The sequence below is a fragment of the Polaribacter sp. OB-PA-B3 genome (genome assembly GCF_054589375.1).
The window spans coordinates 10100-35318 of sequence record NZ_BAAIIX010000001.1 but is presented as its reverse complement, the minus strand read 5'-3'; the positions used below and the strand labels follow the sequence as shown (position 1 = coordinate 35318).

1 protein-coding gene is annotated in these 25219 nt (G+C 35.3%); it reads left to right on the top strand.

Features of this window, described 5'->3' with window-relative positions; translation table 11 throughout:
* Positions 1-23: 23 nt before the first annotated feature.
* Positions 24-25202: a tandem-95 repeat protein gene (locus tag ACYPV9_RS00045; protein WP_459741178.1), complete on the top strand. Its 25179-nt coding sequence runs from the start codon at positions 24-26 to the stop codon at positions 25200-25202.
* Positions 25203-25219: the final 17 nt, after the last annotated feature.

Sequence of the window (25219 nt, the reverse complement as noted above, 5' to 3'; positions counted from 1 at the left end):
AGTTTTTTCTGCTCATAATATTCTTGTTTATTTCAATTAGTGCAAGTTTTGCTCAAGCGATAACAATTGTGCCAAATGCTACAACACCAGACGGAAGTAAAAATGCTGGAGACATAATTAATTATAGCGTTGCGGTATATAACTCTGGTGCAATTCCTTTAAATAATGTAGCGATTTCAAGCTCTAAAGGAATCGCTATGACATTAAATAGCGGAGATGTAAATAACAATAGTATTTTAGATGCAGATGAGAGCTGGGTGTACACAGGTTCTTACACAATTACTGCAGCAGATATTACAGCAACTAAAGTAGATAATATATTTAGCGTTACAAGTACAGAAATTACTACGGCAGAAACGGCAACCCATACAGAAAATGTTCATGAAGATGATATTTCATTTGCTTCTGTATTTGCTATATCAAACATAGTTGCTACAAACGATGATTTTTCTGCAACAGCTGTAAATGGTATTACTGGCGGAACTGCTGGTAATGTTTTTACAAATGACACTATAGATGGTGCAACAGCAACCTCAACTAATGTTACTGTTTCATTAGTGGACTTAGATGGTTTAACAGGTGCTACAATTAATGCAAACGGTATAGTAAATGTGCCAGCAAACTCAGCAACAGGTAGCTATACTTTAACTTACAAAATTTGTGATATTTCAAATACTAATAATTGTGAAACTGCACAAATTATTGTAGTTGTAGATGGAGATTCAGATGGAGACGGAGTTTTAGATTCTGTAGATGAATGTAATGGTTTTGATGACAATTTAGATAATGACAATGATGGCGTTGCAGATGGTTGTGATTTAGATGACGATAATGACGGAATTTTAGATACCGCAGAAAATGCAACAAGCGGAGATCCAATAGTTGATACAAATGATAACGGAGTTTTAGATTACCAAGATCCTGCAATTTCTGGTTTTGTAGATTCAAATTCTGATAACATAGACGATAGATACGATGTAGATTTAGATGGAAATATAGATCAATTTGATACAGATGCAGATGGAGATGGTTGTAACGATGTGTTAGAAGCTGGTCATACAGAAAGTTCATCAATGCCAGGAGAAGTTCAGGGTACAGGATACAATACAACAAATGGTAGAGTTACAGGTTTTACAACGGCATATACAGGTACAAATACTAATGTTTCTACGGCAGGAACAGCAGCTTCTATAACTGCTCAGCCACCAAACAGAAATGTTTTAGTTGGAGAAAACACTACTTTTACGGTAACTACAGATGGTACAATTTTTCAATGGGAAATTAGTACAGATGGTGGTACAGTTTACAATACTGTTTTAGATGGAGGTGTTTATGCTGGTACAACTACAAATACATTAGTTATTACAGGTGTAACAAGTGCGCAGAATAATTACAAATACAGGGTAGTTGTTTCTAAATCTACTTATGCTTGTCCTACAATTTCAGATGCTGGTACATTAACTGTTTTTACAAATGATCCGCCAGTAGCCAGTAGCAACGCAATTACTGTTGCTGAAGAAAGTACGGGTACATCATTAGGTTTAACCGCACCCACAGATCCAGATGCTAATACAATTACAATAACTGTTACCGGTTTACCAGATTTAGGTGTTGTAAAAAAAGCTAATGGAGATATTGTTGCAAATAATTCCACTTTAACTGCAGCAGAAGTAGAAGGTTTAATATACGATGCACCAACTGCTTATGACGGAGTAGCAGATCCAGGGGAATTTACCTATACGGTTTCAGACGGAATAGCGGCGCCAGTAACAGGTACTGCAGATATTACAATTACACCAATAAACGATTTACCAGTGGCAAATTCAGATGCGGGTACTGCATTAGAAGACAATCCGGTAAACATTGCAACTATTGGTAATAATGATACAGATGAAGATGGTAATGTAGTACCATCAACAATAATTTTAATAGATCCGGCAGATGCTGGAAATACAGGAAAAACAGGAACTCCTTTAGTAATTACTGGTAAAGGAACATACACTGTAGATGCTGCGGGTAATGTAATCTTTACTCCAGAAGCAAATTTTAATGGAGATGCAGACATCAACTATACAATAAATGATGATAGTGGTTTTGCATCTAATGAGGCTTTACTAGATATTTCTATAACTGCAGTAAATGATGTTCCGGAGGCAGTTGCAGATGTAAATTCAACTACAGAAAACACAACATTAACGGTTAATGCTGCCAACGGAGTTTTAAACAACGATTCTGACGTTGATGCAGGAACAACTTTAAATGTAACAACTTTTACAGTTGCTGGTGATGCAACAAATTATAATGCAGGACAAACTGCAACCATTACAGGAGTTGGTACTTTGCAAATTAATGCAGACGGTAGTTACGAATTTGTTCCAGTAGCAAATTACTTTGGGCCAGTACCTGTTACAACATACAATATTACAGACAATAATCCTGGAACACCAGGAACAGCATCATCAACATTAACAATTACAATAAATGTAGATTCCGATAATGATGGTGTTGCAGATATAGTAGATTTAGATTCTGATAATGACGGAATTTTAGATATAGTTGAAGGATTAGGAACAGATCCAACTGCTGATGCAGATAATGATGGTACACCTAATTATTTAGACGCAGATTCTGGGACATTAGATGGTAATGGTATTGCTGCAGGATTTGATTTTGATGGTGACGGAATACCAAATCATCTAGATTTAGATTCAGACAACGATGCTATACCAGATGTTTTAGAAGCAGGTTATGCAGATACTAATAATGATGGTATTGCAGACGCAGCAGCAGTAAGCGTTGGAGCAAATGGTTTTGCAGATGGTTTAGAAACAGCAGCAGAAAGTGGTGTTGCAGCCAATAACCCAATAAATACAGATGCTGCATCAGATATTAATGCAAATTTATTCAACTTTTTAGATAGAGATTCAGATAACGACGGTATTTCAGATACAGAAGAAGCATTTTCTAACAATGCAACTTATAATGATATTACAAATGACGGTATTGTAGACGGTTTTGTAGATAATGATAACAATGGTTGGCACGATACAATTGATAACGAAGTAAACTTTCCTACATTTTTAAACTCTGATACAGATACAATTCCAAATTATTTAGATTTAGATTCAGATGGCGATGGTTTACCAGATACTTTCGAAGGTAATTTTCAAGTAACAGATGGCGATAATAATGGTATTGTTGGTACCGGAATACCAGCAGATGCAGATGCAGATGGATTAGCAGACACAAATGACCCAGACTCAGGTGATAATATTTTAGGAGGTTTTGGTTTTAATCAAGATAGAGATGGCGATGGTGTAAAAAATTATTTAGATATAGATATTGATAATGATGGGATTATTGATAATATAGAAGGTCAATCAACTACAACATATGTTGCACCTTCTGGAGTAGATACAGATAATGACGGTATAGATAATGCTTATGACGTAGATAATGGTGGTGTAGGTATTGGATACACAAACACAGATGGTGGTTCTGCACCAGATTACGCAGATACAGATTCTGAAAATGATGGAATATTTGATATTTCTGAAAATAACATAGATAATTCTATAGATGCTGTTTTAGATACAGACGGAAATGGAATTATAGATCCAGCAAATTTTGTAGATTCAGATGGTGATGGATTAGCAGATATTTTTGAAAATGTTTCTGGCACAAGTACAGCAAACAATTCTACAAACGGATTACAAACTCCAGCTACCCACCCAGATAATGATCCGGCAGGAGGAAACAGAGATTGGAGAGAATCATCTACTCAAGATAATGATGGTGATGGAATAAATGATATTGTAGATTTAGATGATGATAATGATGGAATTTTAGATACAGATGAAGATTTTAATGAAGATGGAGATAATGATCCAAGAACAAATCCATCAGATAAAGATGGAGACGGAATACCAAATTATTTTGATTTAGATTCTGATAATGATGGTATTACAGATTATATTGAAGCAGGTGGAACTGATGATCCAGACGGAAATGGGCAACCAGGAACAGGTGTTTTAGACAATACAGAAGTAAACTCTAAAGGTATTCCTTTGGCAGTTTCACCAGACACTGTAACTACAGGAACTAGTGAAACTTCAAATTTAACAATTCCGAATACTGCAGGAGCAGACAATCCTAATTTTGTAGATTTAGATTCTGATAATGATGGAATTGTAGATGCTATAGAAGGTGGTGGTATAGATCCTGATGGAGATGGTAAATATGGTGCAGGTATTGCAAATGATGTAGATTCAGATGGACTTGCAGATGCTATAGATCCTTATGATGATAGAGATGGTAACGCAGATACAGCTCTAAATCCTGGTAAAAAATTAACAATACCTAATACAGACGGAGATAGTTTACCAAACTATTTAGATTTAGATTCAGACGATGATTCTATACCAGATAATGTAGAAGCACAAACCACATTAGGTTACATTTTACCAGCAGCTAACGATACCGATGAAGATGGATTAAATGATGCTTATGATTCTACAAACGGAGTTGGAACAGCTATAGCACCTGTTGATACTGATAATGATGGTACACCAGATTATTTAGATGTAGATTCTGATAATGACACTATAAAGGATATTGTTGAAGTTGGTAACGCAGCATTAGATACAGACGGAGATGGTAGAACCAATGGTACAACAGGAACAAATGGATTAGAAAATAATTCTGAAACTGTCGATGGTTATGATGATGTTAATGGTATTTATAATGACCCTAAAACAGATTTTGCAGATGAAGATGGAGACGTAAATTCTGGAGGAGATGTAGATTATAGAGATATATTAGATGCAGATAATGATGGTGTTGCAGATGCATTAGATTTAGATGACGATAATGATGGTATTTTAGACACAGCAGAAACACCAGACAATACAAATCCAGATTTAGATGCAGATAATGATGGTACCCCTAATTACAAAGACGCTAATTATGCAGGGTTTGTAGATTCAAATTCAGACGGAATTAATGACAATTTTGATACAGATTTAGACGGAATTCCAGATCATCAAGATACAGATTCAGATAACGATTCATGTCCAGATGTAAGAGAAGCTGGTCATTTAGAAAGTACTACAAAATCAGGGGAGGTAGCAGGAACTGGTTATGCAACAGATGGTACAGTTTCAGGTGCAGCTACTTCATATACAGGTACTAATGCAAATGTTACTACAGCAGGTACACCTGTTGTAATAAGTCAACAACCACAAGATCAAACTGGTTTTATACAAGGTAGTGTATCATTTGAAGTAACATCAACAGGAAATGTTTTTCAATGGCAAGAAAGTACAGATGGCGGTGCTACTTTTACAAATATTATAAACGGTGGTAAGTATGCAGGAGCTACAACAAATACATTAACTATATCTAACTTATCTACAACAGAAAATAATTACCAATATCAAGTAATTGTTTCTAAATCAGATTATAGTTGTGAAACACCATCAACACCACCAGCAACATTAACGGTAAATAATAATCCACCGGTTGCTGTAGATGATTTAAATAATACAACTAATGAAGATACAGTTATAACAATTACAACAATTGTTGGTAATGACACAGATGTAGAAGATACAACTCCAGATCCATCAACAGTAATATTGATAGATCCAAATAATACATCAAATACAGGTTCAACAGGTACACCTTTAATTATAACTAATGTTGGTTCTTATGAGGTTGATCCTTTAGGAAATGTAAAATTTACACCAGTTTTAAATTATAATGGTGCAGCAAATATTAATTATACTGTTAATGATAGTAATAATAATGTTTCTAATGAGGCCGTAATAGGAATTACAGTTACAGATGTAAATGATGCACCAATAGCTAATAATGATAGTTCTTCTGGTTTAGAAGGTGCTACACAAACTTTAACAACAATTGCAGCAAATGATACAGACGTAGACGGTACAGTAGATGCTTCGACTGTTATTTTAATTGATCCAAATAATGCAACAAATACAGGTTCTAATGGAAATCCTTTAGTAATTGCAAATGTTGGTACATATTCTGTAAATGCTTCAGGAACAGTAACTTTTGTTCCTTTAGAAAACTTTAACGGATCTGCAGATATTTTATATACTGTAGAAGACGATGACAATTTAGTATCTAATCAGGCAACTTTAGATATTACAGTTACACCAGTAAATGATGCGCCAGTAGCCAATCCAGATTCGGCAACTGAAGAGGAAGATGTTACAATAAATGTAAATGCAATAAATGGTTTATTAAATAATGATTCTGATGTAGATGCGAATCCTTTAACAATTACACAATATGTAGTTGGCGGAACAGCGGTTCCGGTATCAGCCGGATCACCAGGAGTAAGAGCAATACCAAATGTAGGAACGTTGACAGTAAATTCAGATGGTAGTTATAGTTTTGTACCATTAACAGATTACAACGGAAATGTACCACAAGTAACTTATACGGTAAGTGATGGAACAAATACAGCCAATAGCACGTTAAATATAACAGTAACCCCAGTAAATGATGCGCCTGTAGCTGTTGATGATACATATACAACAAATGAAGATACAGCTGTAACCTTATTACCATTAACAGGAGATAGTGATGTTGATGGAGATACGATTTCAATTACAAGTATCAACGGAACAACATTAACACCAGGAACAGCACAAACTATTACAGTTCCAGATGGAACCGTAACAGTTTCAGCAGCAGGAGCAATTAGTTTTAAAGGTGATGCTAATTTTAATGGATTATCAACATTTGCTTATGTAATAAATGATGGTAACGGACAAACAGCCACTGCGGATGAGAATATTACAGTTACACCAGTAAATGATGCGCCAGTAGCAAATCCAGATGTTGCCACAGTAAATGAAGATGTAACATTAACAGTAGCAAAAGCAAACGGGTTAATAGATGATAACGATACAGATATTGATGGAGACACGTTAACAGTTACACAATATGTAGTTGGCGGAACAGCAGTTTCGGTATCAGCAGGATCACCAGGAGTAAGAGCAATACCAAATGTAGGAACGTTGACAGTAAATTCAGATGGTAGTTATAGTTTTGTACCATTAACAGATTACAACGGAAATGTACCACAAGTAACTTATACGGTAAGTGATGGAACAAATACAGCCAATAGCACGTTAAATATAACAGTAACCCCAGTAAATGATGCGCCTGTAGCTGTTGATGATACATATATAACAAATGAAGATACAGCTGTAACCTTATTACCATTAACAGGAGATAGTGATGTTGATGGAGATACGATTTCAATTACAAGTATCAACGGAACAACATTAACACCTGGAACAGCACAAACTATTACAGTTCCAGATGGAACCGTAACAGTTTCAGCAGCAGGAGCGATTAGTTTTAAAGGAGATGCGAATTACAACGGAACCTCAACATTTGCTTATGTAATAAATGATGGTAACGGACAAACAGCCACTGCAAACGAGATTATAACAATTGATGCAGTAAATGATGCGCCAGTAGCCAATCCAGATGTTGCCACAGTAAATGAAGATGTAACATTAACAGTAGCAAAAGCAGACGGATTAATAGATGATAATGATACAGATATTGATGGAGACACGTTAACAATTACACAATATGTAGTTGGCGGAACAGCAGTTTCGGTATCAGCAGGATCACCAGGAGTAAGAGCAATACCAAATGTAGGAACGTTGACAGTAAATTCAGATGGTAGTTATAGTTTTGTACCATTAACAGATTACAACGGAAATGTACCACAAGTAACATATACGGTAAGTGATGGAACAAATACAGCCAATAGCACGTTAAACATAACAGTAACCCCAGTAAATGATGCGCCAGTAGCTGTTGATGATACATATACAACAAACGAAGATACAGCTGTAACCTTATTACCATTAACAGGAGATAGTGATGTAGACGGAGATACGATTTCAATTACAAGTATCAACGGAATAACATTAACACCTGGAACAGCACAAACTATTACAGTTCCAGATGGAACCGTAACAGTTTCAGCAGCAGGAGCAATTAGTTTTAAAGGTGATGCTAATTTTAATGGATTATCAACATTTGCTTATGTAATAAATGATGGTAACGGACAAACAGCCACTGCGGATGAGAATATTACAGTTACACCAGTAAATGATGCGCCAGTAGCAAATCCAGATGTTGCCACAGTAAATGAAGATGTAACATTAACAGTAGCAAAAGCAAACGGGTTAATAGATGATAACGATACAGATATTGATGGAGACACGTTAACAGTTACACAATATGTAGTTGGCGGAACAGCAGTTTCGGTATCAGCCGGATCACCAGGAGTAAGAGCAATACCAAATGTAGGAACGTTGACAGTAAATTCAGATGGTAGTTATAGTTTTGTACCATTAACAGATTACAACGGAAATGTACCACAAGTAACTTATACGGTAAGTGATGGAACAAATACAGCCAATAGCACATTAAATATAACAGTAACCCCAGTAAATGATGCGCCAGTAGCTGTTGATGATACATATACAACAAACGAAGATACAGCTGTAACCTTATTACCATTAACAGGAGATAGTGATGTTGATGGAGATACGATTTCAATTACAAGTATCAACGGAATAACATTAACACCAGGAACAGCACAAACTATTACAGTTCCAGATGGAACCGTAACAGTTTCAGCAGCAGGAGCAATTAGTTTTAAAGGTGATGCTAATTTTAATGGATTATCAACATTTGCTTATGTAATAAATGATGGTAACGGACAAACAGCCACTGCGGATGAGAATATTACAGTTACACCAGTAAATGATGCGCCAGTAGCAAATCCAGATGTTGCCACAGTAAATGAAGATGTAACATTAACAGTAGCAAAAGCAAACGGGTTAATAGATGATAACGATACAGATATTGATGGAGACACGTTAACAGTTACACAATATGTAGTTGGCGGAACAGCGGTTCCGGTATCAGCCGGATCACCAGGAGTAAGAGCAATACCAAATGTAGGAACGTTGACAGTAAATTCAGATGGTAGTTATAGTTTTGTACCATTAACAGATTACAACGGAAATGTACCACAAGTAACTTATACGGTAAGTGACGGAGCAAACACAGCCAATAGCACGTTAAATATAACAGTAACCCCAGTAAATGATGCGCCAGTAGCTAATACTGATTCAGCAGGTACAGATCCTGGTGTTGCGATAGATATTCCAGTCTTATCAAATGACAATGATTTAGACGGAGACACAATTTCAGTAAGTAGTATTACGGTTCAGCCAGCTAACGGAACAGCAAGTATAAATCCTAATGGTACAATAAAATATACACCAAATGCAGGATTTAATAATGGATCTGATAGTTTTACATATGAAATATCAGATGGAAATGGAGGCACAGATACAGCAGTTGTAAATGTAACAGTACCTATTTCACCATTCCCGCCAGTGGCCAATCCAGATTCAAATTCTACTCTAGAAGATGTTACATTAACAGTTGCAGCTGTAAACGGAGTTTTAAAGAATGATACCGACGGTAACTTAGACACTTTATCCGTTGTGAGTTTTTCTGTAGATGGTATTCCTGGTTCTAAATTAGCAGGCGAAACATCTGTTATTCCAGCAGTAGGTTCTTTGAAAATTAATGCAGACGGAAGTTATGAATTTATACCAGCATTAAATTATAACGGAGACATACCTCAAGTAACATATGTAGTTACAGATAACTCTGGCTTAACTACTGATGCATCTAGTACTTTAGATATAGAAGTTACACCAGTAAACGATAATCCTGTTGCAGAAAACGATACCAACAGTACAAATGAAGATACAGTTTTAAATGTAACGGCTGCAAATGGAGTTTTAGATAACGATTCTGATTTAGATGGAGATGCAATTTCAGTAAAAGAATTTGAAGTTGATGGAACAGTTAATTCTGCAGGAACTACTGTAACAATTACCGAAGGTACTTTAACGATTTTAAGTGATGGTAGTTATACTTTTTCACCAGCTACAGATTTTAATGGAAGCTTCCCAGAAGTTACTTATACATTAACAGACGGTACTGTAGATGAAGATGCTACATTAAATATTACTGTAATACCAGTAAACGATCCTCCGGTAGCAGTAGATAATTTAGGAAATTCTGGAAATGAAGATAATCCAATTACTGTAACAGCAATTGGTGCGAATGATACAGATGATGGTTCTGTAGATCCATCAACAATAAGACTTATAGACCCAAGTAACGCTTCTAATTTTGGAGATTCTACTAAGGCATTAATAATTGCAAACGTGGGTACTTATACAGTTAATAACAACGGAGATGTCTTGTTTTCTCCGGTAGCCAATTTTAATGGTAATGCAAATATTAAATACACAATTAGAGATAATGAAGGTTTAGTTTCTGCAAATCAAGCAACAATTGGTATTACTATTAACGGAACAAATGATGTTCCTGTAGCAACAGCCGATGTAAATTCTGTTGATGAAGGAAATACACTAAATGTAAATGCTACGAATGGTGTTTTAAGTAATGATTCTGATGTTGATGGAAATCTATTAACGGTAACACAGATTTCTATAGCAGGAACAACCTACTTAGCTGGTAATACAGCTTCTATTACAGAAGGTGACCTAGTAGTTAATTCTGATGGTAGTTATACATTAACACCAGCTACAAATTTTAATGGAAGTTTTCCGCAAGTTACTTACACACTTTCGGATGGATCGACAACAACTACATCCACATTAGATATTACAGTAAACCCTATTAATGATAGACCAGTTGCAAATCTAGATGTAAATTCTACTTTAGAAGACACTTTGTTATCTGTAACGGCAGTAAATGGAGTTTTAAATAATGATTCTGATGTTGATGGTGATGCTATTTCTGTAACAGCAATTTCTATAAACGGTACACCTAAAAATGTTGGAGAAGACATTGTTTTAACCGAAGGAACTTTAAAATTAAATGCAAATGGTAGTTATACTTTCTTACCTGCACTTAACTTTAATGGTAACGTACCAGAAATAACTTATACAATTTCAGACGGCGCATTAACAGCTACAAGTACACTAAATATTACTGTAACTCCTGTAAATGATGCTCCAACAGCAGTTTTAGATACAGATACCACGGCAGAAGATGTGGTATTAACCGTAAATGCAGTAAACGGAGTATTAAATAATGATTCTGATATTGATGCAGACCCATTAACTTTAACGAAATTTTCTGTTGCAGGTACAACATATACTGCTGGTGAAACAGCAAACTTTACAGAGGGCTCAATTAAATTAAATTCAGATGGTAGTTATGAGTATACTCCAGCACCAGATTTTAACGGACAAGCTTCTACAGTTACTTACACAGTTTCCGATGGTACAAATACATCTAACACAACATTAAAAATAGAGGTTACACCGGTTAATGATGCACCAGATTTAGTAGCAGATACAAATAGTACACAAGAAGATATTCAATTAAACGTATCAGCAATAAACGGAGTTTTAAGTAACGATACTGATAAAGAAAATAATAGTTTAACCGTAACACAATTTACTGTTAGTGGTACAAATTACACCCCAGGAAATACAGCTAATTTAACAGAAGGAAGCTTAAGATTAAATGCAGATGGTAGTTATGTCTATACACCAGCAACTAACTTTAATGGTGTAGTACCTACAGTAACTTATACGGCTACAGATGGCAATGATACTTCAACATCAACTTTAAATATAAATGTTACTCCTTTTAACGATTCACCAACTGCAAATGTAGATACCAATGCAACCAATGAAGATGTTACATTAAATGTTACTGCAGCAAACGGATTGTTAAATAATGATTCTGATCCAGAAAATGACCCAATTACTGTAACTAAATTTACAATTGGTGGTACAGAATATACTGCAGGAACTTTAGCGAGTATAACAGAAGGAGACATTCAAGTTAATACAGATGGTAGTTATAGTTTTGCGCCTGCACTAAATTATAACGGAGCTGTTCCTGTTGTAAACTATACGATTTCAGATGGTGAGCATACTGCAAACAGTACATTAACTTTAACAGTAAATGCAACAAATGATGCACCAACTGCAGTTTTAGATACAAATTCGACCACAGAAGATGTTGCATTAAATGTTATACCAGCAGACGGAGTACTTAAAAATGACTCAGATTTAGATGGAGATGTTATTAATGTTACAGGTTTTGTAGTAGAATCTACCTCATATTTAGCTGGCGAGACTGCAACTACATCAGCAGGAACAATCAAATTAAATTCTGATGGAAGTTATACATACGTGCCAGCTAGTAACTTTAACGGAGCAGCACCACAAGTAACTTATACAATTACAGACGGTGTTCTAACAGCATTTACAACATTAGATATTAACGTTACAGCAGTAAATGATTCGCCAATAGCAAATACAGATACTAATTCAACAGATGAAGATGTAGCAATTAATGTAAATGCTGCAAACGGATTATTGAATAACGATTCTGATCCAGAAGGTGATGCTATAACAGTAACTCAATTTACTGTAAATGGTACAGTTTATACAGCAGGTGCAACTGCAACAATAACAGAAGGAGTTTTAAAAATTAATGGAGACGGAAGTTATGATTTTACACCAGCATTAAATTATAATGGTGCTGTACCAGTTGTTAATTATACAGTTTCAGACGGATCTAATACAGCAAATAGTACGTTAACATTGTCTATAAATCCTATAAATGATGCGCCAACAGCTGTAGCCGACACCAAGGCAACTAACGAAGATGTAACTTTAAACGTTACAGCAACAAATGGTGTTCTTGCAAATGATTCTGATATTGATGGAAACTTAATTACGGTTACTCAATTTGAAATTGGCGGTACTACTGTTGTAGCAGGAAACTCAGTTTCTGTTTCAGAAGGAGATTTAACAATTAATACAGATGGTAGTTATACATTTGTACCAACATCAAACTTTAACGGAGTTGTGCAAACTGCAACTTATACAGTTTCAGACGGAACAGATTCTGCAACATCTACATTAATTATTACTGTTAATCCAACAAATGATACACCAACATTAATTGCAGATACAGATACAACATCAGAAGATGTAGCTTTAAATGTAAATGCAGCAAACGGAGTATTAAATAATGATTCTGATATTGATGGAGATAGTTTATCTGTAAGTAAATTTACAGTTTCTGGAACATCGTATACAGCGGGACAAACTGCTACAATTCCATCAGGAACAATAACGTTAAATACAGACGGTAGTTATAATTATGTGCCAGCATTAAACTTTAACGGAGCTGTACCTACTATAACTTACACAGCTACAGATGGTGTAAATACAGCAAACAGTACATTAAAAATTACTGTATCGCCTGTAAATGATAATCCGGTAGCGTTAAATGATACCTCTTCTACAGATCCAAATGTTACAGTAAATATTCCGGTATTAACAAATGATTCTGATCTAGATGGAGATACTTTATCAATTAGTAATATTACTGTAGCACCAACAAAAGGTACTGCTATAATTTTTGATAACGGAACTCCTGCAGATACATCAGATGATGTAATTACATATACACCTCAACCAGGATTTAACAACGGTACAGATACGTTTACTTATGAAATTTCTGATGGAAATGGAGGAACTGATACGGCTGTAGTTACAATTGCTGTGCCACAATCTGCATTTTCTCCGGTAGCAAATCCAGATACAAATCAAACAGATGAAGAAGTAGATGTAGTTGTAGCAGATGCTGATGCAAAAAGTTTAATTAAAAATGATACGGATGCAAATTTAGATGCTATTACAGTAACACAGTTTACTGCAGGAGGTGCTAATTATGCAGCAGGAAGTACAGCTAATTTACCACAAGGTAATTTAACAATTAATGCAGGTGGTGGTTATACTTTTGAACCAGCAACTAATTTTAATGGCGCAGTACCACAAGTAACGTATACAATTACAGATGGTACAGGTACGCCAAACGCAACTAGTACTTTAGATATAACTGTTAATCCTATTAATGATGCTCCGATAGCAAATCCAGATAATGAAACTACTTTAGAAGATACTACGTTAACAGTAAATGCTGCAAACGGAATATTAGATAATGATACAGATATTGATGGAGACTTACTTTCTGTAAAAGAATTTGAAATTGGTGGAACTACTTTTGTGGCAGGTAATACTGCAAACGTAACAGAAGGTTCTATAACTATTAATGCAGATGGTAGTTATGTGTTTGTGCCTGCATCAGATTCTACTGCAAATTTACCACAAGTAACTTATACAATTACAGATGGTACAATAGATACAGTAACAAGTACCTTAGATATAACAGTTACTTCTGTAAATGATGCGCCAATTGCAGTAAATGATTTAGGAACAACAACCTTAGAAGATACAGATGTTACAGTAGCTACAATTGGTAATAATGATACAGATGATGACGCTGTAGATCCATCAACAGTTACTTTAATAGATCCAAATGATGCAACCAATACCGGAAACTTTGCAACACCATTATTAATTGCAGGAGTTGGTACTTATACTGTTGATAATTTAGGAAATGTAACTTTTGATCCGGCAGATAACTTTAACGGGCCAGCAAATATTAATTATACAATTCAAGATAATGATACAACGCCATTAACATCAAATGTTGCAACAATCGGAATTACTGTAACATCAGTAAATGATAATCCGGTAGTTGTTGATGAAGTTAACTCAACAACAGAAGACACGCAGTTAATTGTAACTACAGCAAACGGATTGTTAACAAATGATTCAGATTTAGATGGAGATCCTTTAAGCATTGCAACCTTTGAAGTAGGAGGAAATGTTTATACAGCAGGAGAAACTGTAAGTTTAACAGAGGGTTCTATAGAAATTTCATCAGATGGTAATTATATTTTTACACCAGCAACTAATTTTAATGGAGCAGTTCCGCAAGTAACTTATAATGTTACAGATGGTTCAGCAACAGTTCCTGGAACATTAGATATAACGGTTACATCAGAAAATGACGCGCCAATTGCGGTAAATGATTTAGGAACAACAACCCTAGAAGATACAGATGTTACAGTAGCTACAATTGGTAATAATGATACAGATGATGACGCTGTAGATCCATCAACAGTTACTTTAATAGATCCAAATGATGCAACCAATACCGGAAACACTGCAACGCCATTATTAATTGCAGGAGTTGGTACTTATACTGTTGATAATTTAGGAAACGTAACTTTTGATCCAGCAGATAACTTTAACGGGCCAGCAAATATTAATTATACAATTCAAGATAACGATACAACGCCATTAACATCAAATGTTGCAACAATCGGAATCACTGTAACATCAGTAAATGATAATCCAGTAGTTGTAGATGAAATTAACTCAACAACAGAAGACACGCAGTTAATTGTAACTGCAACAAACGGATTGTTAACAAATGATTCAGATTTAGATGGAGACCCATTAAGTATAGCAACCTTTGAAGTAGGAGGAAATGTTTATACAGCAGGAGAAACTGTAAGTTTAACAGAGGGTTCTATAGAAATTTCATCAGATGGTAGTTATATTTTTACACCAGCAACTAATTTTAATGGAGCAGTTCCGCAAGTAACTTATAATGTTACAGATGGTTCAGCAACAGTTCCTGGAACCTTAGATATAACAGTTACTTCTGTAAATGATGCGCCAATTGCAGTAAATGATTTAGGAACAACAACCTTAGAAGATACAGATGTTACAGTAGCTACAATTGGTAATAATGATACAGATGATGACGCTGTAGATCCATCAACAGTTACTTTAATAGATCCAAATGATGCAACCAATACCGGAAACACTGCAACACCATTATTAATTGCAGGAGTTGGTACTTATACTGTTGATAATTTAGGAAATGTAACTTTTGATCCTGCAGATAACTTTAACGGGCCAGCAAATATTAATTATACAATTCAAGATAACGATACAACGCCATTAACATCAAATGTTGCAACAATCGGAATCACTGTAACATCAGTAAATGATAATCCGGTAGTTGTAGATGAAGTTAACTCAACAACAGAAGACACGCAGTTAATTGTAACTGCAGCAAACGGATTGTTAATAAATGATTCAGATTTAGATGGAGACCCATTAAGCATTACAAATTTTGTAGTAGATGGTACAACATATGGTGCAGGTGAAACGGCAACTTTTACAGAAGGAGTGTTAAAAATTACTTCAGACGGAGGTTATACATTTACACCAGCGTCTAATTTTAACGGTACGGTTCCAGAAATTACTTATAATGTTACAGATGGTTTAGCAACTGTACCAGGAACATTAGATATTACTGTAACTGCAGTAAACGATGCACCTGTTGCGGTCGCAGATTCTAATGATACTAATGAAGATACTCCATTAACCGTATCGGCAGCAAATGGTATTTTATCTAATGATACAGATTTAGAAAATGATACTTTAACTGTTACAGCATTAACTATTAATGGTAATTCAGAAACTGTTGGAGCTCCAATTAGCTTGACAGAAGGTGTTTTACAAATAGAATCAGACGGTAGTTATACGTTTACGCCTGCTTCTAATTTTAATGGAGATGTACCACAAGTAACTTATACGGCAAATGACGGGTTAAATTCTGTAATTAGTACACTAGACATAGTTGTAAACCCAATAAATGATGCACCAATTGCTGTTTTAGATACAAATACAACAAATGAAGACACGCCGTTAACGGTTACAGCTGTAAACGGATTATTAACTAATGATTCTGATACAGAAAACAGTTCTCTAAGTGTTACAACATTTACAGTAAATGGTACAACTTACACTGCAGGAAACACGGTTTCTATAGCAGAAGGGAGTTTGCTAATAAATTCTGATGGTAGTTATACATTTACACCAATTGCTAATTTTAATGGTTCTTTACCACAAATTGTCTACACAATTACAGATGGTGCCAATACTGCGAATTCAACATTAGACATTACAGTTTCGCCTGTAAATGATGCGCCTGTAGCAACAAATGATGTAACATCAACAGATCCAGGAGTTGCGGTTGTTATAGCTGTTTTACCAAATGATACAGATGTAGACGGAGACGCCTTAAACGTATCAGCAATAGTAACGCAACCAGTAAATGGAACTGTAGTGATTAACGGAGATAATACAATAACTTATACTCCAAACCCAGGTTTTAACAAAGGTTCAGATTCATTCGAATATCAAGTTTGTGATGCAAATGGATTATGCGATATTGCAACTGTAAATGTAACAGTTCCAAAATCATTCTTACCACCAGTTGCAAACCCAGATACAAAATCTACTCAAGAAGATGTTACGTTAACAATAGATGCTGTAGACGGATTGTTAAATAATGATACAGATTCTAATCCAGGAGAAACATTAACAGTAGTTTCTTTTCAGATTGATGGCGTTAATTATACGGCAGGAAATACTGTAACAATTACAGAGGGTCAAATAACAATTAATGCAGATGGTAGTTATACTTTTGTACCAACACCAAATTATAATGGTTCGGTTCCGGTAATAAACTACACAATCTCAGACGGTACACCTACAGATAATTCTACTAGCTCGCTAACATTAAATGTAACTCCTGTAAATGATGCACCTGTTGCAATTGCAGATACTAATACTACGCCAGAAGACGTACAATTAAGTGTAGCAGCTTCTGCAGGATTGTTAATTAACGATTCAGATACAGACGGTACACCATTAACGTTAACTCAGTTTACCATAAACGGAATAAATTATGCTGCAGGTACAACAGTAAACTTACCAGAAGGAGCAATAACAGTAAACGGAGACGGTAGTTATATTTATAACCCAGCAGCAGATTTCTTAGGATCTGTGCCTCAAGTTACTTATACAGTTACAGACGGTTCATTATCAACAACAAGTACATTAGACATCTCTGTAACAGGTGTTAATGATGCACCAGTTGCCGTAGATGATTTAGGAAATACAAGTAATGAAGATTCACCAGTAAGTGTATCTTTAATAACAAGTAACGATACCGATGATAGTGCTGCTATCGATGCAACTACTATTATTTTAATAGATCCAAATAATGCCGCAAATACAGGTAATTCATCTAATCCGTTAGTTATAGCAGGCGTTGGTAGTTATGCTGTAGACACTTTAGGTAATGTAGTTTTTACACCAGTGCCAAACTTTAACGGTACTGCTAATATTAATTATACAGTAGAAGATAATGAAGGTTTAGTTTCTAACGAAGCAATAATTGAAATATCAATTACAGCTGTAAACGATGCCCCAAATGCAGTTGCAGATGTTAATACAACACCAGAAGATACTATTTTAATGGTAAATGCTACAAACGGATTATTAAATAATGATAATGATGTTGAAGGCACTCCATTAACCATATTAGAATTTACTGTAGGTGGTATAGATACACCAGCAGGAAATACAATATCTTTAACAGAAGGAGATTTAATTATAAATTCTGATGGTAGTTATACTTTTACTCCTGCATTAGACTTTACAGGTAATGTTCCTCAGGTTACTTATACAGTTTCAGACGGAAATAATAATAGTGAAACTACTTTAGATATTACGGTTACAGGAGAAAACGATGCGCCAGTTGCAGTTAATGATACAGAGACTACAATTCAGAATACACCAGTAACAATAGCAACAATTACTGCTAATGATACAGATACAGATGGCACAGTAGATGCTGCTACAATAACATTAATAGATCCAAATAATGTTAGTAATACCGGAGACTCGGCTACACCATTAGTTATTCCAGGAGAAGGAACATATACTGTAGATAATTTAGGTAATATAGTTTTTACACCAGAATTAGAATTTACAGGTGATGCTAATATAACTTATACAGTAAAAGATAATAACGGGCTAATATCTAACGAAGCTCAAGTAACAATTTCAGTTCAACCAGATACAGATGGTGACGGAATTATCGATAGTGTAGATTTAGATGATGATAATGACGGAATATTAGATTCTGTAGAAAACGGTGGTAATGATCCATTAGCAGATACAGATAATGATGGAATTCCAGATTATAAAGATCCAGACAACATTACTTTAGATGAAAATAATGACGGAATTGATGACAATTTTGATAAAGATAAAGACGGAATTATAGATCAGTTTGATAAAGATTCAGATAACGATGGTATTTCTGACTTGGTAGAAGCAGGCGGAGTTGATACAAATGGTGATGGTAAAGTAGATAATTTTACAGACACTAATAATGATGGATTGGATGATACAATTGCCAATAACTCATTACCAGTGTTAGATTCAGACGGCGATGGAGTGCCAAATTATAAAGATTTAGACTCAGATGCAGACGGAATTATAGATAACATCGAGGCGCAAAATCCTTTAACCTATGTAGCCCCATCGGGTATAGATACAGATAAAGATGGTATCGATGATGCTTACGACGTAGATTGTACACCGTGTGGGTCTATTACAGGAACACCAATAAATAATCCAGAAAATGCAGATTCAGATGCATTGCCAAATTATTTAGATTTAGATTCAGATAATGACGGTATTGTAGACAACATCGAATGGCAAACTACAGTGGGTTACATTGCACCAGGTATAGATTCTGATGGTAATGGTTTAGCAGATGTTTATGAAACTGCACCAGGATCAGGTAATCCAATTAGATTCCCATTAAATACAGATGGTATTGATCCGCCAGATTACTTAGATGTAGACTCAGACGGTGATGGTGTTTTAGACACAGTAGAAGCTTATGATACTAACGGAGATAATGTAGCAGAAATTACAGCGTCAGGTGTAGACACAGATAATGATGGTTTAGATGATGCTTTCGATTTAAACCCATCAGGGTTGTCAAATCCAAATGCAGCATCAAACAACAATCAAGATGTTACATTATTCCCTAATGATCAAGATCCAGGTACTGCAGAAGTAGATTTTAGAGATAAAGTAACTTTTGGGGTGTTAGTTGATACAGACGGCGATGGTATTACAGATGATATAGATATAGATGACGATAATGATGGTATTGTAGATGTTGTTGAATCATTAGGATATATTCCTTCATCATCAGCAAACGATCCTAGATGTATATTACCTAACGTTAGTTTCCAAAATCCAACTTATGTTGCAGGAACAGGTGTTTCTGGTTCGGGATCTATAGGAGCTAAATATCGTTTTGAAAATGTTGTAGATGTTACAGGTTTTGGTGGAACAGGAGGTATTTTAGATGCAATAGTAGAAATTACAGATATTCAAGGAGGCGCTTCATTAATTTCTATTGATAACTCAACAACTGGTAATCCAGATGCTTGGCAACCAGAATATACTGTACCAACACCAACCGGTAATAAAGCAGAAATGGCTTTTAGAGTTATTTTAGTAAATGATAATACAAATACACTATATAATATTAGTAGGTTTAGTGGTGTTATTTATGATATAGATGGAGCTAATGCTAGAGAATCTGTTATTTTATCTAGACCTGGTTTATACGCAGTAGATAACGAAACATTGTTAAATGTTACAGATAACCCTGCAACAGGTTTAGTAACATTTGAAGGTCCAGATGATACCTATGCTGGTGTAGATGTATCACCAAGGCTAGCAACTTTCTTTGGATACTATAATACTTCTGCTTTTAATATAAGATTCTCAGCAGAATTATTATCAGCATCATCAAATACGAATCTAGGTTCTGTTTTATTCTCTGGTTGTGCAATTAATGGATTGTTTGAAGGAAATACAACATCAAACGCACCATCACAAACAAACGGAACTTCAGAAAACTCAGGTCCGGGAACATTCCCGTTATTCACAGTAAATGATGGTATTGATAGCGACGGTGATGGAATATCAGATGATAAGGATATTGATTCAGATAACGACGGAATTCCAGATAACGTAGAAGCACAAACTACAGCTGGTTATATTAAGCCAATTTCTGCAACAGCAGATGCAGATATGGATGGTTTAATAGACGCTTATGATAATAATGCGGTAATAAGTGGTTTAATACCTGTAGATACAGAAGGAGATTTTAATCCAGATTATTTAGATTTAGATTCTGATAATGATGGTGAAAGCGATACAGAAGAAGCAGGTTTTATTAAAGCCACAGTTAATAATGATTCAGATGCAGATGGTTTATTAGATAGTTATGATGATAATAATACAGTAGGTACTTTATTTGATGTAAACGACGATCAAGATAATGGTGCAATAGATTTACCAAATCTTGATAATACATCAACACCAGAAGTAGATTACAGAGAAATTAAAGATAATGATAACGATGGTGTTCCAGATAGTGTAGATTTAGATGATGATAACGATGGTATTCCAGATTCAGTAGAACAAAACGGAAACCCGTTAAGAGATACAGATAAAGATGGTATTCCAGATCATTTAGATTTAGACTCAGATGGCGATGGAGTTAATGATTTGGTAGAATCTGGTTTTGGAAAAACAGATTTAGATAACGATGGAAGAATTGATGGAGCTGAAACTAATTCTGGAGCTAACGGATTATTTGATGAAATTGAAACTACACCAGAAAGTGGGGTAACAATTGATAATCCTCAAGATTCTGATAAAGATGGAATTTTAGATTTCCAAGATATAGATGATGACAACGACGGTATTGATACTAAAGATGAAGATGTTGTAAATAGTAACGGAGATCCTACAGATGATGATTCTGATAATGATGGTATACCTAATTATTTAGACGAAGATGATGATAATGATGGCGTTTTAACTAAAGATGAAGACAATAATAATAATGGAAACTTTAATGATGATGACGATAATAATGATGGTACACCAGATTATTTAGATTCTTTAGATACAGATAATGACGGAATACCTGATAGTGAAGACTTAGATGATGATAACGATGGAAACCCAGATACATCAGATCCAAACCCATTAGTACCAGCAGTAAGTCCAGAAACATTAACAGTTGTAGAAGGAGTTGCAGGAGTTGTAAATGTTTTAGCAAATGATGATTATCTACCAGGAGCAAATACAACTATAACAGATGCAGGAACAGGAACAGCAGCGGGATTAATAAGTTTCGATCCATTAACAGGCGAGATGACTTATACGTCAGCAGCCGGAGAAGAAGGAACAACTGTAACAGTAGATTATACAGTTTGTAACACAGCTGTTAATCCATCAGTATGTAAAACTACAGCTGTTACAATTACAGTTCAATTAGACAACGATAACGATGGTGACCCAGATATTACAGATTTAGATGATGATAACGATGGAAACCCAGATACATCAGATCCAAATCCGTTAGTTCCAACAGTAGGTTCGGATGCATTAACAGTTGTAGAAGGAGTTGCAGGAGTTGTAAATGTTTTAGCAAATGATGATTATTTACCAGGAGTAAATACAACTATAACAGATGCAGGAACAGGAACAGCAGCGGGATTAATAAGTTTCGATCCATTAACAGGCGAGATGACTTATACGCCAGCAACCGGAGAAGAAGGAACAACTGTAACAGTAGATTATACAGTTTGTAACACAGCTGTTAATCCATCAGTATGTAAAACTACAGCTGTTATAATTACAGTTCAATTAGATAACGATAATGATGGAGATCCGGATATTACAGATTTAGATGATGATAACGATGGAAACCCAGATACATCAGATCCAAATCCGTTAGTGCCAACAGTAGGTTCGGACGCACTAACAGTTGTAGAAGGAGTTGCAGGAGTTGTAAATGTTTTAGCAAATGATGATTATTTACCAGGAGCAAATACAACCATAACAGATGCAGGAACAGGAACAGCAGCGGGATTAATAAGTTTCGATCCATTAACAGGCGAGATGACTTATACGCCAGCAGCCGGAGAAGAAGGAACAACTGTAACAGTAGATTATACAGTTTGTAACACAGCTGTCAATCCATCAGTTTGTAAAACTACAGCTGTTATAATTACAGTTCAATTAGATAATGATAATGATGGAGATCCGGATATTACAGATTTAGATGATGATAACGATGGAAACCCAGATACATCAGATCCAAATCCGTTAGTGCCAACAGTAGGTTCGGATGCATTAACAGTTGTAGAAGGAGTTGCAGGAGTTGTAAATGTTTTAGCAAATGATGATTATCTACCAGGAGCAAATACAACTATAACAGATGCAGGAACAGGAACAGCAGCGGGATTAATAAGTTTCGATCCATTAACAGGCGAGATGACTTATACGTCAGCAGCCGGAGAAGAAGGAACAACTGTAACAGTAGATTATACAGTTTGTAACACAGCTGTCAATCCATCAGTATGTAAAACAGAAACAGTAACAATTACAGTTCAATTAGACAACGATAACGATGGTGACCCAGATATTACAGACTTAGATGATGATAACGATGGAAATCCAGATACATCAGATCCAAATCCGTTAGTGCCAACAGTAGGTTCGGATGCACTAACAGTTGTAGAAGGAGTTGCAGGAGTTGTAAATGTTTTAGCAAATGATGATTATTTACCAGGAGTAAATACAACTATAACAGATGCAGGAACAGGAACAGCAGCGGGATTAATAAGTTTCGATCCATTAACAGGTGAGATGACATATATACCGTTAGCCGGAGAAGAAGGAACAACTGTAACAGTAGATTATACAGTTTGTAACACAGCTGTTAATCCATCAGTATGTAAAACAGAAACAGTAACAATAACTGTAGAAGGAGATACAGATGGTGATGGAATACCAAATGACATTGATTTAGATGATGACAATGATGGTATACCAGATACTGTAGAACAAAATGGTGATCCACTTAGAGATACAGATAAAGATGGAATTCCAGATCATTTAGATTTAGATTCAGATGGTGATGGTGTAAACGATGTTGTAGAAGCTGGTAATGGTGCTTTAGATTCAGATAATGATGGCGTAATAGACGGTGCAGATACAGGTTCTGGTTCTAACGGATTATTTGACGGAGTAGAGGTAACACCAGAAAGTGGAACTATAGATTATACACCAATAGACACAGATAAAGATGGTAAACCAGATTTTCAGGATACAGATGATGATGGTGATGGTATTGAAACAATAGACGAAGATGTAGTATCTGTTAACGGAGACCCAACAGATGATGATACCGATAAAGATGGTATACCAAATTACTTAGACACCGATGATGATGGTGATGGAGTCGATACCTCTGATGAAGATGTAGCTATAATTAATGGAGATCCTACAGATGATGATACCGATAAAGATGGTGTACCAAATTATTTAGATACCGATGATGATGGTGACGGAATTGACACAATTGATGAAGATAATAACGGAGATACTAATTTAAGTAATGATGATGATGACCTAGATGGTATTCCAGATTATTTAGATGCAGATGATACAGATGGCGATGGCGTACCAGATACTGTAGATTTAGATGATGATAATGATGGTATTCCAGATTTTATCGAAAACGGAGGTGATAATAGTTTAGATACAGATAATGACGGGGTTCCAGATCATTTAGATTTAGATTCAGACGGAGATAATTTAACAGATTTAGAAGAATCTGGTTCTGGAGCAGCAGACGCTAATAGTGATGGAGTTATAGATGGTTCTGATACAGGTTCTGGATTGAACGGATTATTTAACGATTTAGAAACGTTTGATGATAGCGGTATTTTAAGTTATATCGTTAGAAATACGGATTCAGATACTAAAAAAGATTTCCAAGATATTGATGATGATAATGATGGAATATTAACTATCGATGAATATATGTTCGATTGTGACAATGATCAGATTCAAGACCATATGGATGTTACTAATTGTGATTTAGTTCCGAATGCATTCTCTCCAAATGGAGACGGTAACAACGATACGTTTGTAATACCTGCACTAGCTAACTATCCTAATTTTAAATTAGAAATATCTAATAGATGGGGTAATAAAGTGTACGAGTATAGTAATAATGGTAAAACGAGTCCAGATTGGTGGGATGGTTACTCTACGGGTAGATTAACTCTAAACGATAGTAAACCAGTGCCAACAGGAACTTATTTCTACATTATTTACTTTAACGACGGTGTTAGAAAACCAATTACAGGTTGGGTATATTTAAATAGATAACAGATAAAAAAATAAAG